This is a genomic window from Mesorhizobium sp. M0140 (genome assembly GCF_040322475.1).
Classification (GTDB): Bacteria; Pseudomonadota; Alphaproteobacteria; order Rhizobiales; family Rhizobiaceae; genus Mesorhizobium.
Genome location: NZ_JAMYTM010000015.1, coordinates 52,842 through 68,947 on the forward strand (window position 1 = coordinate 52,842; position 16,106 = coordinate 68,947).

At 63.0% G+C, this 16,106-nt stretch carries 18 protein-coding genes and 1 tRNA gene; 14 read left to right on the plus strand and 5 right to left on the minus strand.

What is annotated here, in order from left to right; genetic code table 11:
- Positions 1-153: 153 nt before the first annotated feature.
- The 3 genes from msrA to NKJ37_RS16900 all read right to left on the minus strand — a co-directional run bounded on the left by msrA (position 154) and on the right by NKJ37_RS16900 (position 2,258).
- On the minus strand, positions 154-819 hold the full coding sequence (gene msrA, locus NKJ37_RS16890; RefSeq protein WP_352722317.1) for a peptide-methionine (S)-S-oxide reductase MsrA: 666 nt from the start codon (positions 817-819) through the stop codon (positions 154-156).
- A gap of 101 nt (positions 820-920) precedes the next feature.
- Positions 921-1,244 (minus strand): hypothetical protein, encoded by a 324-nt coding sequence (locus tag NKJ37_RS16895; protein WP_127290698.1) that lies wholly within the window; start codon positions 1,242-1,244, stop codon positions 921-923.
- Positions 1,245-1,553: 309 nt separating this feature from the next.
- A complete protein-coding gene (locus NKJ37_RS16900; RefSeq protein ID WP_352774418.1) occupies positions 1,554-2,258 on the minus strand; it encodes a hypothetical protein in 705 nt (234 codons plus the stop codon).
- A gap of 359 nt (positions 2,259-2,617) precedes the next feature.
- Between NKJ37_RS16900 and NKJ37_RS16905 the strand changes: the two genes are divergently transcribed.
- Together NKJ37_RS16905 and NKJ37_RS16910 are read left to right on the plus strand one after the other, a co-directional pair.
- Positions 2,618-2,707, plus strand: a tRNA-Ser gene (locus tag NKJ37_RS16905).
- 230 nt (positions 2,708-2,937) lie between these two features.
- Complete coding sequence (locus NKJ37_RS16910) at positions 2,938-3,102, plus strand: hypothetical protein (protein ID WP_023810164.1); 165 nt, start codon at positions 2,938-2,940, stop codon at positions 3,100-3,102.
- Between the two features lie 144 nt (positions 3,103-3,246).
- Here the strand turns inward: NKJ37_RS16910 and NKJ37_RS16915 are convergent, their stop codons facing one another.
- Positions 3,247-4,464, minus strand: a complete 1,218-nt coding sequence (locus tag NKJ37_RS16915) for an NAD(P)/FAD-dependent oxidoreductase (protein ID WP_023810163.1) — start codon at positions 4,462-4,464, stop codon at positions 3,247-3,249.
- A 15-nt stretch (positions 4,465-4,479) separates the two neighbouring features.
- A complete protein-coding gene (locus tag NKJ37_RS16920; protein ID WP_128303178.1) occupies positions 4,480-5,244 on the minus strand; it encodes an HpcH/HpaI aldolase family protein in 765 nt (254 codons plus the stop codon).
- A 104-nt stretch (positions 5,245-5,348) separates the two neighbouring features.
- On the opposite strand from NKJ37_RS16920, the gene NKJ37_RS16925 reads away from it, so the two are divergent.
- From NKJ37_RS16925 to NKJ37_RS16980, 12 genes are all read left to right on the plus strand, one after another.
- Complete coding sequence (locus NKJ37_RS16925) at positions 5,349-6,239, plus strand: 2-hydroxy-3-oxopropionate reductase (RefSeq protein ID WP_352774421.1); 891 nt, start codon at positions 5,349-5,351, stop codon at positions 6,237-6,239.
- A 3-nt stretch (positions 6,240-6,242) separates the two neighbouring features.
- Positions 6,243-7,055 (plus strand): shikimate dehydrogenase family protein, encoded by an 813-nt coding sequence (locus NKJ37_RS16930; protein ID WP_256745438.1) that lies wholly within the window; start codon positions 6,243-6,245, stop codon positions 7,053-7,055.
- Positions 7,048-7,854, plus strand: a complete 807-nt coding sequence (locus tag NKJ37_RS16935) for an SDR family NAD(P)-dependent oxidoreductase (protein WP_128303177.1) — start codon at positions 7,048-7,050, stop codon at positions 7,852-7,854. Before NKJ37_RS16930 ends, NKJ37_RS16935 begins: the two co-directional genes overlap by 8 nt.
- Before the next feature lie 31 nt (positions 7,855-7,885).
- Positions 7,886-8,233 carry a RidA family protein gene (locus NKJ37_RS16940; protein ID WP_023810158.1) on the plus strand — a complete coding sequence of 116 codons (348 nt, stop codon included), beginning with the start codon at positions 7,886-7,888 and terminating at the stop codon, positions 8,231-8,233.
- A gap of 50 nt (positions 8,234-8,283) precedes the next feature.
- On the plus strand, positions 8,284-9,072 hold the full coding sequence (locus NKJ37_RS16945) for a FadR/GntR family transcriptional regulator (protein WP_352610248.1): 789 nt from the start codon (positions 8,284-8,286) through the stop codon (positions 9,070-9,072).
- Positions 9,073-9,361: 289 nt separating this feature from the next.
- Complete coding sequence (locus NKJ37_RS16950; RefSeq protein WP_127290674.1) at positions 9,362-10,072, plus strand: SDR family oxidoreductase; 711 nt, start codon at positions 9,362-9,364, stop codon at positions 10,070-10,072.
- 11 nt (positions 10,073-10,083) lie between these two features.
- Positions 10,084-10,833: an SDR family NAD(P)-dependent oxidoreductase gene (locus NKJ37_RS16955; protein ID WP_127271850.1), complete on the plus strand. Its 750-nt coding sequence runs from the start codon at positions 10,084-10,086 to the stop codon at positions 10,831-10,833.
- 95 nt (positions 10,834-10,928) lie between these two features.
- Positions 10,929-11,879 (plus strand): LysR substrate-binding domain-containing protein, encoded by a 951-nt coding sequence (locus NKJ37_RS16960; RefSeq protein WP_023810154.1) that lies wholly within the window; start codon positions 10,929-10,931, stop codon positions 11,877-11,879.
- An 86-nt stretch (positions 11,880-11,965) separates the two neighbouring features.
- Entirely contained in the window at positions 11,966-13,000 is a 1,035-nt protein-coding gene (locus tag NKJ37_RS16965) for an amino acid ABC transporter substrate-binding protein (protein ID WP_352774423.1), read from the plus strand.
- An 82-nt stretch (positions 13,001-13,082) separates the two neighbouring features.
- Positions 13,083-14,246: an ABC transporter permease subunit gene (locus NKJ37_RS16970; RefSeq protein ID WP_352774425.1), complete on the plus strand. Its 1,164-nt coding sequence runs from the start codon at positions 13,083-13,085 to the stop codon at positions 14,244-14,246.
- A 3-nt stretch (positions 14,247-14,249) separates the two neighbouring features.
- Positions 14,250-15,329, plus strand: a complete 1,080-nt coding sequence (locus tag NKJ37_RS16975) for an amino acid ABC transporter permease (RefSeq protein ID WP_128303175.1) — start codon at positions 14,250-14,252, stop codon at positions 15,327-15,329.
- Between the two features lie 11 nt (positions 15,330-15,340).
- Positions 15,341-16,105, plus strand: coding sequence for an amino acid ABC transporter ATP-binding protein (locus tag NKJ37_RS16980; protein WP_128303174.1), 765 nt, complete (start codon positions 15,341-15,343; stop codon positions 16,103-16,105).
- The last annotated feature ends 1 nt before the right edge of the window (position 16,106 follow it).

A 16,106-nucleotide genomic window follows, 5' to 3' on the forward strand; every position in this document is an offset into this window, starting at 1 on the left:
TCTCCGGCAGGCATACGACGTCAGCCAGGAGTGTACTCCCTCCCGCTCGGCGGCAATCTGGCATGGCCCGAAACAAAATTCACGCGGAATTTTGACCTTTTGGAAAAGCTTGGTGCGGGCAAGCCGCACCGCAGCTTGTCCTTGCGCCAAGTGTCAGGCGGAGGCGGCGGCAGGGATGGCGCAAGCGACGCCAGTGCCTTTGAGGTTGCACGTGCCGTAAGGATTCTTCGCCAGATATTGCTGGTGATCGGATTCTGCGAAGTAGAATTCGGCCGCCGGCGCGATCTCGGTGGTGATCCTGCCGTGGCCGGCACCGCGCAGCGAGGTCTCATACGCATCGCGCGAGGCGCTCGCCGCCGACAATTGCGCCTCGTCGCTCGTGTAGATCGCGGAGCGATAGGCGGTGCCGACATCATTGCCCTGGCGCATGCCTTGCGTGGGGTCGTGGCTTTCCCAGAACAGCTTCAGAAGCCCAGCATAGGAGACGATCTCGGGGTCATGGACCACCAGCACCACTTCGGCATGACCGGTAAGCCCGGTGCAGGTCTCCTGATAGGTCGGATTGGGGGTGAAGCCGCCGGCATAGCCAGCCGCGGTGACCCAGACGCCTTCGATCTGCCAGAACAGCCGCTCCGCACCCCAGAAGCAGCCCAGTCCGAACATCGCCGTCTCCAGCCTCTCGGGATAAGGACCCTTGAGCGGTCTTTTCAAGACCTTGTGTCTGGATGCGGTCGGGATCGCCCTGGCGCGGCCCGGCAGGGCCTCGGAGGGCTTCGGCATATTGAGCTTCTTGTTCAGCATGTCGCTGAGAAAGAACATGCGCGGCTCCTCTCCGGGTGAAACGCAAGAAGCCGCATGACGGCGGCTTTGTTTGAGCATCGGATTTCCCAAAACCGGCAACCGCTTTTGGGTCCGATGCTCTAGGTGGCGGCGAACTGCCCAGCACGCGGTGGCCGCCTGTAGCCTATCGCATAGAGCAGGAAAGCCAGCACCGCGAATACGGCGAAGCCCGGCTGGTTCAGCACCCAGGCGATGGCGCCGTCCCACAGCAGCGGGCTGGCCTTGGTTCGGATGAAGGTTTCGAAGGCGGCCCGCGTGTCAGGGGAGACCGCCAGCCAACTGGTGTTGAGCGGGGTCAGCACCAGAACGGAGGCCGCCACGGTGCGTGTCGCGTCGAGCACCGCCATGATGACGGAAATCGACAGCGCGATCATTGCGGCAAGACGAAAGACGAAGCGAAACATCAGAACCCTCCTCCGGGCTGGTCCCCCTCCCGAGGGGCCTTTCAGAGATAGAATGCGCATGGCTGGATCGCAATCGCCATACGCGAATTTGCAGACTCCAAACTCAGGTCAACAGAAGCCCACACAACCGTCGGCCGGGTGGCTTTTCATTGACATGTGAGGGCAGCTATGCTAACAATTTCGGTATGGTGCTGACTTGCGCCGACGACCCGCCGCACAGGCGGGTTTTTGCGTTTGGTGCCTTGCAAACCGACGTGCCGGCGAAGTCTCTAAAGCCCGGGTGAACCCGGATTCGTTGCCCTGCGCGAACTATACGGCCGGCTTCCTTTTGCGCCGATGGACAAGCCAGACGGCGAAAATGCCGCCGCCAATGGCGCCGATCACGAGGCCGGCCAGGCCGGTGAACACGGCAAAATAGCCGCAGGCGCCCTCGAAACAGCTCATCTCGGTGGCATCAGCGATCACCGAGCCGATGGCGAATCCGCCCACGGCGCCGATGACCGCGCCCAGGACGATGCCGAGCAGCGCGGCGACGACCGAGACGAAGACAGGCGGGCTTTCGGTTTCCGGATTGACATAAACGGCATCGGCTTCGGATCCACGGCGCAGCAGATAGATGCAGAGAACGCCGATGGCGATTTGAGCAGCCATGATGGCAAGCGCCTGGCCCGAAAAGACGAAATCCGAAATCGTCAGTGCACAGGCCTGCCAGGTCACCAGCCAGACGATTGTGGCGACCTGCCAGATGATGAACCGTCGCGGGAAGCGGGCCGAGCGGCCGAAGGCGAGGCCGAGCAGGTAAAGCCCCCACAGGATGGTGACGATATCGATGACGAGCCCGCCATAGATAAGGTAAAACACGCTGTCTGGCAGGCCGGTGGCGCCGACCGCGGGCCAGACGGAGATCAGGCCGTAGACCGACCACGCCATGACGAAGACAAGCCAGCCCACCGGCACGAAGGACAGCCCGCTGTCCGGCCGCCTGACTGGCGTCTGTCCATTGCTCGATGTCATGTCCGCACAATGCCCCCGCAAAGCCTCGGCACCCGACAGGCAACTCCGGGGGAAGTCAAGGGCGGCCGGCCCCGCGGTCCTGCCTGTGCACACCATTGCAGCGGCGGCGCCTGTAAAAACGGGCATGCCGGCCGCCTTGTGAAACACTGTGTGGCCGGCAAAGCGAATAGACTGCCGTTATGGCTTGGCATTCGGCGCCGGATCGACTAGATGAGCCCCGCGCCTGTTGCTTCGGCTCAGGTGCGGGGAAGGGCGTTCGCTGGTTGGCGGCGCCGGCGCGGATTTCCACGCCTCAGCCCCAAGGGAGGTGCATCTCCCCAACCCGCACGGCGAAACCGGCCGACGCGACATGCATGGACGGAGAGGTGGCCGAGTGGTTGAAGGCGCACGCCTGGAAAGTGTGTTTACGGGAGACCGTAACGCGGGTTCGAATCCCGCTCTCTCCGCCAATTTGCACCCCAGCCGGAGTTGCCTGGAGCCGGCGCCCAGGGCACACGGACCAAGGCAATCCTCGTCGAGCGCCACGGAGGACCCGACGTTCTGCAGCTTGCGGAGATCGGCTTGGCGCCGCCATCGCGTGGCGAGGTCCAGATCCGTCACACAATCATTGGGGTCAATTTCATCGACGTCTATTGCAGGACCGGATTTCGACCTCCTGTAGCCGCCGGGCGTTCCGGGCATGGAAGCCGCCGGTCTCATCGCAGCGGTCGGCCCGGAGGTTTCAGGCTTTTCAGTCGGCGACCGCATTGCCTATGCATGCCCGCCGGTCGGCGCCTACTGGCGCAGGCTGCCGACGCTCATCGCGATCTCGAGGCCAGGAGGACAACCGGGGCGCTTGTGCTGAAGGTGTGATAGTGTTGCCCCGGTGCTGTCATATTCTGAACTTGGCGAGCAGTTTTCACTACCGTCTCCACTGAGATGCAATTTCATTCGACAAATGCCGGGCCGAATACCGGAGAATGGCAGCAAAACGGTCGATCATCTCGCCCTAGATCACCGCTTCCTCGAGGAACGGCTCGTTGCGCTCTATGCGCTCGTAACAGAACGGCGACAGATCGAGTGTCTGGAAAGCCCCGTGAACGATGAGTTCTGAAACTCCCCGGCCCACGGCTGGCGACTGTTGCAGCCCGTGCCCCGAGAAGCCGTTGGCAAACATGAAATTGGTCACCTGCGGGTGGAAGCCGACGATGCCATTGTGGTCGAGCATGTTGTACTCGTAGTGGCCGGTCCAACTGGTCTGGACCTTGAGGGCATCGAAGGCCGGGACGCGATGCCAGAGCGCCGGCCAGATATATTCGTCGAACTCTTCATACTGCATTTCGAAGTCGTCGTAGCCGGCCGGCCCGTCGCCCTGCGGGGTGTTGCCGGTGAGAAAAAGCTCGCCTTCCGGGCGCACGAATGTTCCGGAAAGGTCGATGACGTTGGGCATCCGGCCAGGGATCGGATTGGCACTGGCGAAGACGAAGCTATAGCGCTTGTACGGCGCGACCGGGATCGACAGGCCGGCCATGGCTGCCACCTGTTGCGCGCGCGGACCCGCGGCGTTGACCAATGTTCCGCAGGCGATCGTCTGGCCGGTCGCGAGGCGCACTGAGACGACCCGCCCGTTGGCGATGCCAAGCTCCGTCACGGCATTATCGATATACTCGACACCGCTGGCGCGGGCGGCTCGGCGAAAACCGTTCATCAGCCCCATGGAATCGAACCAGCCCTCTTCCCGGGCCCCCCAGGAACCGCCGCCGAGATCATCCACGTTGAGCCAGGGAAAGCGATCCTTCAGCGGGCCCGGCTCGAGGAAGACAGTGTGAGCCCCGAGACTTCGCTGCAGGTCGACGCGCTCGCGGGCCGCTTCGATGCCGTCCGGGGAGCAGCAGTAGAGATAGCCGTGCTCACGAAAGCCGAGATCGGGCGCCGGCTCGTCCTTGTAGAAGGGTGCCATGCGCTCCTGGAAGGTGCGGATGACCTCGATGCCGAACTGGCTGATCTTCACATTGATCGGATTGGAATATTGCTGCCGGATCGCGCTGGTGGACAGCGCTGTCGATGAAAACTCGTAACTGCTATCGCGCTCGACCACGAGGATCGAGGCACCGCTGCCCAGCGCCTGGCTCAGCCAGTAGGCCGTGGACGAGCCGACAACCGCTCCGCCGACGATGACGATGTCGTAGGCGTTGCGCGATGGCGCTTTGTAAGGCGGGATCGCCATGGCTCCGACTCCAAGCTACTGGTTGAACAATGCGATCAGGGCATCCGAGCCCCGCGCAAGAAGGCCAAGGTCCGAACCGACGGCAACCATGGTGAAGCCTTCGGCAAGGTAGCGGTCGGCATCGGCCCTCGCCGGCGCCAGGATGCCGCTTGCCTTGCCTGCCGCCGTTGCGGCCTGACGCACGGACGAGATTGCCTCCTGGACATGTGCCGCGCCGGGATTGCCCATCGCGCCCATATTGGTGGAAAGATCGCCGGGACCGACGAAGAGAACGTCGACGCCGTCGACCGCCGCGATCTCGGCGGCATTCGCCACGCCCAATTCATCCTCAATCTGCACGGCGAGAAGCTGCTGCTCACGCGCCTTGGCGTGGTAGCCGGCGATGCGGCCGAAGGCGTTGGCGCGGTGACCGACCGAGAAGCCGCGAAATCCGCCGGGCGCATAGGTCATTGCCGCGACGATGGCGCGGGCCTGATCGGCGGTCCGTACATTGGGGATCATCAGGCTGCGTGCGCCGATATCCAGCGCCTGCTTGATCAGATTGGGATCGTCGGAGGGCAGCCTGACGACAGCCTCGCTGTCGAAGCCGCCCATCACCTGAAGCTGCGCCATGATGCTGCGCAGATGGTTGGGGCTGTGCTCGCCGTCGATCAGCACCCAATCGGCTCCGGAGCCGGCGACGATCTCCGTGGTGAGCGCCGAAGCCAGCGAGCACCAGATGCCGATGTGAGCCTGGCCAGCCGCTGTGGCAGCTTTCAGCGTGTTGAGGCGTTCTTGCATCTTGCCATCATCTCCAATCATCTGGATTTGTATGATGTCCTATATCATATGGCTACAAAACGCTGCAAGATGCGATGTACGGACTTTTGAATGGGAGCTGGAGAATGAGGATCGGGTTCATCGGGCTTGGCGTCATGGGAGCACCGATGGCGCGCCACCTGGCCGATGCCGGGCATGAGATCGTCACCGTTCTCAATCGCTCCCCTCTACCGCAGGGCCTGACCGCATCGGTCGTCGCGTCCGCCGCCGAAGTGGCACGGCGGTCCGAGATCATCATCACCATGCTGCCCGACACGCCTGACGTCGAACGCGTCCTGTTGGGCGAGGACGGCGTCCTGGAAGGACTGTCAGCCGGCAAGCTGGTCGTCGACATGAGCTCGATCAGCCCCATCGCCACGGCGGCGTTCGCGGCGAAACTGCGAGAGAAGGGAGCCGGCTACCTCGACGCCCCGGTCTCGGGCGGCGAGGTCGGCGCCAAAGCGGCAAGCCTCACCATCATGGTCGGCGGCCCGGCCGCCGAGTTCGAGCGGGCGCTGCCGATCTTTGAGACACTCGGCAAGAACGTCACTTTGATCGGCGAGCAGAATGGCGCCGGGCAGACCTGCAAGATCGCCAACCAGATCATCGTCGCGCTCAACATCGAGGCCGTGGCCGAAGCGCTTGTCTTCGCCAGCAAGGCCGGGTGCGACCCGGCGAAGGTACGCGGCGCCCTGATGGGTGGCTTCGCCGCTTCCCGCGTCCTGGAAGTGCATGGCCAGCGCATGATCGACCGGACCTTCGCCCCAGGCTTCCGCATCAAGCTCCACCAGAAGGATCTCAACCTGGCGCTTGACAGTGCCCGCGTCCTTGGCGTGGCGTTGCCGACCACCGCCATGGCGCAGCAACTGATGAATGCCTGTTCAGGCCATCCAGGCGGCGCCGAGGCCGATCACTCGTCTCTCGTCCGGGCGCTGGAGATCCTGAGCGGCCACGAACTGTCAAAAGAAAAGGAGTAACCGATGCGCGGAACCGGCAAGGCCGAGATCTTCGTGATGCTGGCCCATCCCGTGGCCCATGCCAAGAGCCCCGGCATATTCAACGAGATCTTCGAGCAGAAGGGCCTCGACAGCCTCATGGTGCCCTTGAGCTGCCGCCCGGAGGATTTCGAGACCTTCTGGGCCGGCATCACGGCAGCCGAGAATATCAGGGGCGTGATCATTTCGGTGCCGTACAAGGTTGCCGTCTACCACAAATGCTCCGCCGCGCATGACCGCGCCGCGCGGGTGGAAAGCGCCAACTCGGTGCGACGGCTGCCGGATGGCAGCTGGTATGCCGACAATTTCGACGGCGTCGGCTTCATCGATGCGCTCAAGGCAAACGGACATCAGATCGCCGGCCGCCGCATTCTTCAAGTCGGTGCCGGTGGCGCCGGTGCCTCGCTAGCCTATTGTCTCGCGGAAGCCGGCGCCGACGAAATCCGCCTTACCGACATCGATACGGCGCGTGCCGAGAAACTGGCGGCGCTGGTTGGCCGCGCGTTCCCGAAATGCCGCATCCAGGTTGGAGAGGCCGAGCCTTCCGGCATGCATATGGCGATCAACGCCACACCTGTCGGCATGCATGCCGGCGATCCGCTGCCGCTTGACGTCAGCCGGCTGACCCCGGATATGACGGTCGTGGACATTATCATGGAGCCTGCGGAAACCGCTCTGCTGCGGGCGGCCAAGGGGGTCGGCTGCCGCGTTCAACCGGGACGCCCGATGATGGATTTCCAGGTCCGGGCGATGTCCGAATTCTTCGACATCGAAGGCAAGGACCGCGGCCATGGCTGAGACACCGACTGCCGTCGTCATCGGCGGCACGTCCGGCATCGGACGCGCTATCGCGCAGCGCTTCGCCGAAGACGGTTATCATGTGGTCGTCTCCGGCCGGGATGCGACGAGGGGCAATGAGGCGGCCGGCTCCTGCCAGGCGGCAGGCGCGCCGCGTGCGCTGTTTGTCCAGACAGATGTCGCAGATAGCGGCTCAGTCGAGGCTCTGGCACGGATTGTCAGCGACGGGTTCGGCACGCCTCACGTCGTCGTCAACTGCGCCGGCATCTTGCAGAGCGGCAAGTACGTCCTTGATCAGGATCTGGACGAGGACGAGAAGATGTGGCGGGTGAATTATCGCGGCACGCTGTTGGGGTGCCAGGTGTTTGGCCGGCTGATGTCGGCCGCCCGGCGAGGCGCGATCCTGAATGTCGGCTCGCTCGCCTCTTTCGCGCCGCTGTCGCTGCCGGCCTACACGCCGGGAAAGCATGCGGTCCTGGCCCTGACCCAGATCCTCGCCGCCGAACTCGGCCCGCATGGCGTTCGCGTCAATGCGGTCGCGCCCGGCTATACACTTTCCGATGGTTTGAAGACCAAGATCGCCAAGGGTGAACGCAACCCCGAAGCCATACAGGCCACCACGGCACTGCGACGCTTCGTCGAGCCGCGCGATGTCGCCGAGGCGGCATTGTTCCTCTGCTCGGAGCGCGCCGCTTCGATTACCGGCGTCACCTTGCCGGTCGACGCCGGCTGGCTGGTTCAGGCGCCTTACGCACAATATCTGCAGGGAAATCCCATCCGGCAAACGCCGGCTATCTGACAAGGATAATCCAGTGAGCAATATCCGGCCAGTGAGCGACATCCAGCGCTTCGACTTCGATACCCGCATCCACCACGGCGTCATCCATAACGGCACGCTCTACCTCACCGGCCAGGTCGCGAGGCCCGGCCAGTCCGCGGCCGACCAGATGCGCGAGGTGCTCGGCAAGATCGATGCGCTGCTTGGCAAGGCGGGCACGGACAAGACCCGCATCCTTCATGTGCAGATGTGGCTGGACGACATCAGGGATTTCGACGAAGTCAACGCGGTGTGGGACGCCTGGATGCCCGGGGAGCACGCACCGGCGCGCTCATCGGGCGAAGGACGGATGGCGAAGCCCGGAATGCTGGTCGAACTGATCGTCACCGCGGCGGTTTGAATGGTCCTGCCGGTTCGGGCATCATCCCGAATCTGGCGAGAGGGAGACTGATGACGAAGCGCAAGCCGCTTTCCACCGTCGTGGCGGAGAGCCTGTCCGAGAAGATCCGTTCCGGACAGCTGCTGCCCGGCGCGCAATTGCCGACAGAGGCGGAGCTTTGCGCCGAGTACGATGTCAGCCGCACCGTGGTGCGGGAAGCTGTGGCGCGACTACGTTCCGAAGGCCTGGTGGTGCCGCAGCAGGGGCGCGGTATGTTCGTCAGCGAGACGCCGGCGCCGCGCAACTTCTCGATACCGGACGAAGCGCTCAGGACCTTGCCGGAAACCATTGCGCTGCTCGAGCTGAGGTTGAGCGTCGAGGTGGAGTCGGCGGGATTGTGCGCGGAACGGCGCACCGATGCGGAAGCCAGCGCGATCCGCACCTTGATGGAACAGGTCGACGCCCAGCAGGCCGATCCCGCCGTCGTCCAGATCCACTACGACTATGATTTCCACCTGGCGATCGCCAAGGCGGCACGAAATGAATTCATCCACGGTTTCCTAAGCTATCTCGGGCCGATGATCGTGCCGCGCTTCCAGCTCGGCTATCTGGTCACGCCCGAACTCAAGGACAGCTACTACGCGCGCATACACAGCGAACATAAGACGATCGTCGACGCCATCGAAAGGCAGGATGGCCGCGCCGCCCGCCGGGCCATGCGCAAGCACCTGCACAACAGCCTCGGGCGGGTGCGCGCCCTGGCCCGAGCCTCTGGCGTGGAGGCAATCGAAGCCGAGCAGAAGGCGGCGGCGGCCTCACTTTTCACCGACATGAAAAGGCCTGTCTCGACAGGCGGGTGAGGCCTCGCGAATTCGATCGCATCGGCGCGCCTGGGCCGAAAATTAGACATCCGTTGCGAAAGCCGTGTTTTTTGTTCCGTCACCGGCTGCGCGGGTTTCCCAAGGGCTGAAGGCGCCAGCTTGCCAGCGTTTCCCTAGGTTTTCGGCTGCTGCGGTTATACGAGCACCCCAAGGAGGTTTGGAGGCGTTCGAAATTTTCGAAAGTTTATCTTTCCTTTTTGCTGGTTTTCTTGGTTTCGCGGCATCGGCCCGGGCCGCAAACTGAAAACAGACAATCAGGAAAGTCCACGTGACGACAGCCTTCATCACCGGTGCGACGAGCGGCATAGGGCGGGCCATAGCGATCGCGCTGAGCGACGCCGGCTACGACGTCTATGCGGTTGGACGCAGCCAGGCCGCGCTCAAGGAGCTGCAGGCACAGCGGTCCGGCATCGTGCCGATTGCCGTCGACGTCACCGACCGCGAGGCCCTGGAAGCGGCCCTGGCGGATCTCACCATCGACGTGCTGATCAACAATGCCGGGGTCATGCCGCCGCTCGGCAACTTCGCCGATATGAAGATCGCTGACATCGACACCACGCTCGAGGTGAACCTCAGCGCGGCAATCCTGCTCACGCGCCTCGTCGTCCCGCAAATGCGCGAGCGGCAGTCCGGGCATGTATTGTTCACCGGCTCCACAGCGGGCCACGCGGCATACTCCAACATTGCCGTCTATTCAGCGACCAAGGCGGCGATATCAGGCTTTGCAGCAGCGCTGCGCGCCGACCTCTCCCCATCAGGCGTACGCGTCACCGAGATCGTTGCCGGCCGTGTCGAGACGCAGCTCTACCAGGACATCCTCGACGCCAACGCGCGCGCAGCCATGTACGCCAGCAAAGTGGTGCAACCGGATGACGTGGCCAGGATGGTCGTCGCTGTGCTTGGGCTTCCCGCATGGGCCGACGTTACCCGTTTCGACATCATGCCGACTTGGCCAACCTCGCCAAGCGGTACCAAGTAAGGAAAACTGGGATGAAAGATCTTTCCGTTCTGATCGTTGGCGGTGGTGCCGGCCTCGGTGCCCTCTTAGCCGAGATGGCTGTCGAGGCCGGGGCGGCAAAGATCGGCATCATCGACATCAACCAGGAAGCCGCCGAGTCCGCGCTGGCGACCGCGAAGGCCAGCGGACTGCCTACCGCGACCGCCCTTTGCGACATCCAGGTAGGCCCACAGTGCCACGCCGCATTCGAGGCGATCGTTTCGAAACTCGGGCGCGTCGACACGCTGATCAATTGCGCCGCGATCTACCCTCGCCGCCCGCTCCTCGAAATCACCGACGCCGACTGGGATGCCTCCAACGGCATCAACATCAAGGGCACCTACCACATGATGGTGGCGGCGGTTCGCCACATGCAATCGCAGGAGCCGAAGAGCCACGTCCGCGGGCGGATCGTGAACCTGACCTCGGTCGACGCCTTCAAGGCGCATCCGCAGAACGCTCATTATGCGGCGACCAAGGCCGCCGTCGTCAGCCTTACCCGATCCTTTGCCCATCACGTGGCGAAGGACGGCATTCTGGTGAATTCGGTGGCGCCGGCCGGCATGGCGACGGAGAAGGCAAAAGCGCTCGGCTTCCTGGAGGAACTGGCCAAGGCGAGCCCGCTCGGCCGCGGTGCCGAGCCAAAGGAAATTGCCGAATGGGTGCTGATGACGGGCAGCCCCAAGAACACTTACATGACCGGTGAAAACGTAATTGTTTCAGGTGGTTACATATACGCCTAAGCCTCTTTCGCCGCGGCGACTGAACTCTGGCAGTGCATGACCGAGGCAGTGCATGACCGACCGGGCCACAAGCAGGGAAAGGAACGGAATTTTCGATGACCGGCAAGCTGCGCCTTCCCTCGCTGAATGCTCTGCGCGTGTTCCACGCGGTCGCGCAGCACAAGAGCTTTCGGCAGGCGGCGGATGAATTACTGGTCACGCCGCAGGCCGTTGGACAGCAGATCAAGCTTCTGGAGGATACGCTCCAGGTAACGCTGTTCGAGCGCAAGGGCCGGTCGATCGAACTGACCGAGTCGGCCATTCTTCTGTCGCACTATGTCAAAGCCGGCTTCAACGAGTTTGCCGAAGGCGTTCGCCGCGTCACCAAGTCGAACTATCGGGACCGCATCAACCTGAATGCGAGCCCATACTTCGCCACGCACTATCTCCTGCCGCGGCTTTCGTTGTTCCGGGAAATCTTGCCGGGCGCGGATCTGCGCCTGACGACGATGGTCGACCTGCCCGATTTCGGGCGCGACGATATCGATATGACGGTCCAGTGGGGCTACGGCAACTGGTCCGACTATGAAACCACGTTGCTGGTGCCGGACCCGAAGATCATCTGCTGCACGCCGGCGATCGGCGAAAGGATCAAGTCGGCGCATGATCTGACACAGTTCACGTTGCTCGACACCGTCAAGTCGAAACGTCTGTGGCCGGACATATTGCGCCACCTTGGCGTGGAGCTGACGGATGGCGACCGCAGCATCAGCTTCGACGACGCCGCGACCATGCGCCGGGCGACCTTGCAAGGCATAGGTGTGGGCTTGGTTTCCGTCATCGACGCCGAGGAAGATTTCCGGGCGGGCACGCTGGTCGCGCCGATCGGCCGCGACGCCATTGCCGATATGAAGCCAGAGGAAGTCCCGGGTTTCTATCTTGTCGTCCCGCGCGGACATCTGCGCGTGAAGGCGGTCGCCGCACTTCACCGATGGCTGGCTCAGCAGGACTGGCGCGGCGACCTCACGATTTCCTCGTTACCGAAACCGGCCCCGCTTTCCGACTAGAAGCGGCTTCGAGACCGAGGCCTGAAAGACGCTTTTTAGGCCTCCAACAACAAGAAACCAAACAACCTCAACAGTGGAGACGGAACATGAAAATGATGAGATGGGGGGCTTCGGCCCTGGCCCTTGGCCTCGTGCATTTTGCGGCGCCGGCGGAAGCCGCCGGCGGCAAGACGCTCGAAACCGTCAAGGCACGCGGCATGCTGAACTGCACCGGCCATGACGGCTCCTATCTCGGCTTCGCCGAGGTGGACGACAAGGGCAACTGGAAAGGCATGGACATCGATCTCTGCAAGGCGGTAGCCGCGGCCGTGTTCGGCGACCCGGCGAAGCTGAAGGTCGTTCCGATCAGCTGGGCCCAGCGCTGGCCGGCCTTGCAGTCCGGCGATGTCGACATCATCATCAAGGCCTCGGGCGGCACGCTCAGCCGCGACACCGAACTTGGGCTGCAGTTCTCCATGTCCTACTATCTCGGGACCACCAAGGTGATGGCGCACAAGGAGCTGAACCTCAAGTCGCTCAAGGATGCCGCAGGCGGCACGATCTGCATTCCCGCCGGCACCTCGCAGGAACAGCAGGTCGCTGCCTATACGGCCAAGCTCGGCATCAAGCTCGAACCGGTGCTCATCGAGAAGACCGAGGAGCTCGAGCAGGCCTATTTCTCGGGACGCTGCGATCTTTATGCGCAGTGGGGTCCGACACTGGCCATTGCGCGCATCGCCAAGAGCAAGGTCGACGACCACGTCATCCTGCCCGACGTGCTCGCCGTCGAGCCTGAAGTCATGATCATGCGGCAAGGCGACGACAACTGGGTCGACATCGCCAACTGGACGCTGAGCACGCTGATCTTTGCCGAGCAGGAAGGTATCACCTCGAAGAACGTCGACGAGATAAAGGCCAAGCCGACCTCACCGCAGGTCGCCAAATTCCTCGGCGTCACGCCAGGCATGGGCAAAGGTCTCGGGCTCTCCGACGACTGGGCCTACAAGGTGATCAAGAACGTCGGCAACTACGGCGAAATCTTCGATCGCGATCTCGGCAAGGACTCGCCCTACAAGATGGATCGCGAACTGACCAATTTGTGGAACAATGGCGGTGTCCTGTTCCCGCTGGTTGTCGATTGATCCGTTCTGAACGCATCCCACTCCAGGTCCCGCCCGGCTCCCACCGGGCGGGACCGCGCGGCAATTCGGGAAGGATTTCTGAATGGTCAGCCTGCTGAGAAATCAAAAAGTCCGCAACGCACTGTTGCAGGTCCTGTATGTCGGCTCGATCGCCGCGATGGTGCTTGCCGGCATTGCGATCGCCAGACAGAACCTGGCGGCGCAGGGGATCACCTCCGGATTCGACTTCCTGTTCAAGTCGACGGGCTGGGACCTGAACTTCTCGCTGCTGCCCGCCACGGCGAACGATCCTTATTGGTGGTACTTCCTCATCGGGATCATCAATACGCTGTTTCTGGGAACCGTCGGCCTGACGCTGGCGACGATCGTGGGAACGATCGTCGGCCTGGCGCGGACATCCTCGAACGAATTGGCCCGGCTGCTCGGCCGCACCTATGTGGACATCTTCCGAAACATCCCGCTGATCCTCCAGGCTTTTTTCTGGTATGCCGTCATCACCCATCTGCCGACGCCGCGCGCCGCGCATGAGGGATGGGGCTTTCTCCTCACCAGCCGGGGGCTTTACATTCCGTTCCCCAATGTCAGCAGCGCCGCGCTCGCTGCGGCGACATTGGCTGTGATTGCCGCCATCGCGCTGCCGATCTGGCTGGGCAGGACATCGCGCCTCAGCCTGCCGGTCGGCCAGCGTGGCGGCATCCAGCTTGCCGGCGCGGCGGCGGCACTTGCCTGCGCGGCCGTCGTTCTGGTGGCCGGCCGCCTGGCCGACTTGCCGCTGCTCGATTTCCCGGCGCTGCAAGGTCTCAATCTGAGAGGCGGCCTGCGCATTCCGCCGGAATTTGCGACACTGGCCATCGCGATCGCCATCTATGGCGGCTCCTACATCGCCGAGATCGTGCGCGGCGGGTTCAAGGCTGTCGGCAAGGGCCAGGTCGAGGCGGCTCTTTCCCTGGGCCTCGGCCCGTGGCGGGTCTTCATGCTGGTACGGCTGCCGCTGGCACTACGCGCCATGCTGCCAATCCTCGCCAACCAGTATGTCTGGCTGATGAAGGCGACCACAATGGGGATCGCGGTGGGCTTCACGGATTTCTTCATGATCGTGGCGCTGACGATCAACCATTCCGGCCAGACAATCGAAGCGATCGGCATCCTGATGGCTGGCTTCCTCGCCATCAACCTCAGCCTCGCCGCCATCTTCAACCGCATCAACAAAGCAATCGCCCTCAAGGGCAACCAGTTGAGGGGGTGAGGGATGGAAATGGTCGTTGTCGCCCCTCCTGCCCTTGGAAAGATCGAGGATCTGAGGCGGCGCTTCTTTGCGACACCCCTGCAGGCATTGCTGTCGCTGGCTTCCCTGGCGATCATGGTCTTCCTGGTCTGGAAGCTCCTGAATTGGGCGGTTTTCTCGGCCGTCTTCACGACGAGCGGCGGACCCGAAGCCTGTCAGGCAGCGGCGGGAGCCTGCTGGTCGGTCATTGCCGCGCGATGGCGCATCATCCTGTTCGGCCTCTATCCCTATGACGAGCAGTGGCGGTCGGCCCTGGCTTGCCTGACCGTCGTGGTCATGACGGTGCTAAGTTGCATTCCGGCCTTCTGGACGGGTCGCCGCATCGCACTCGTATGGGGAGCCGGAACGGCGCTTTTCTACGTACTGATGAAGGGCGGCGTGCTTGGTCTGCCCTATGTCGGCGAGGAGGCCTGGGGCGGACTGGCGCTGACCCTGTTCATCTTCGTGACCACCTGCCTGATCGGCTTCCCGCTGGCAATCTGCCTGGCGCTGCTGCGCCGCTCCGGCCTGCCATGGATTTCCCGCACCACCGGCCTCATCATCGACGGGGTGCGTTCATTGCCTCTGATCTCGATCCTGTTCACCTTCGCCATCGTGCTGCCGTTCGCACTGCCGCAATGGCTGGTGGGCGACAAGCTGTACCGGGTGATCCTGGGCTCGGCCCTGTTTTTTTCCGCCTACCAGGCGGAGATCGTCAGAGGTGGGATGCAGGGCGTTCCCAGTGGGCAAGAAGAGGCAGCCATGGCGCTTGGCATGCGCTATTGGCAGCGCGTCGGCCGCATTCTTCTACCGCAGGCCATGCGCAATGCGCTGCCGGCGACGATCAACCAGTTCGTGATCTCGTTCAAGGAAACCTCGCTGGTGATCATCGTCGGCTTCTTCGAGATCCTGGCCTCCGGCAATGCCGCCTACGGCACTGGCGAGTGGCGCTTCGCCTACGTCGAGGTCTATGCCTTCATCGCCTTCATCTACTTCATCTTCGTGTTCAGCCTGTCCCGCTATGGCGCTTTTCTCGAGCGCCGTATGTCGGTCGGCGAACGATAGGGGGCGTTTACGTGATTTCAGGAAGCTCGCCCCGATCCAGCGGCCCCGCGGTGCTGATCGAAAATCTCGACAAATATTACGGGACATTCCAGGCGCTGCGAAAGGTGAGCTTGTCCGTGGATCGCGGCGAGAGGATCGTCGTCTGCGGCCCGTCCGGCTCCGGCAAGTCCACCATGATCCGCTGCATCAACCGTCTGGAGCAGCACAATGGCGGCCGGATCACCGTGCTCGGCACCGAGCTCAACGACGATGTCGGCAACATCGACGGGATCAGGCGGGAAGTCGGCATGGTGTTCCAGCACTTCAACCTGTTTCCACACATGACGGTGCTGGAGAACTGCATGCTCGCGCCCATGATCGTGCGCAAGGTGCCGCGCGCGGATGCCGAGGCGACCGCCCGGCGCTATCTGGAGAAGGTACGCATTCCCGAACAGGCGATGAAGTATCCCGGTCAGTTGTCCGGTGGCCAGCAACAGCGGGTCGCGATAGCGCGTGCCCTTTGCATGCAGCCCGAGATCATGCTGTTCGATGAGCCGACCTCTGCGCTCGACCCGGAAATGATCGCGGAAGTGCTCGACGTCATAGTCACGCTCGCCTCCGAAGGCATGACAATGATCTGCGTCACGCATGAGATGGGTTTTGCGCGCCGGGTTGCCGACCGGGTGATTTTCATGGATGGAGGCGAGATCGTCGAACAGGCGCCTCCCGATGAATTCTTCACCTCTTCCCGCAACGAGCGCACGCGGCAGTTCCTGTCGCAAGTGCTTGGTCACTGAT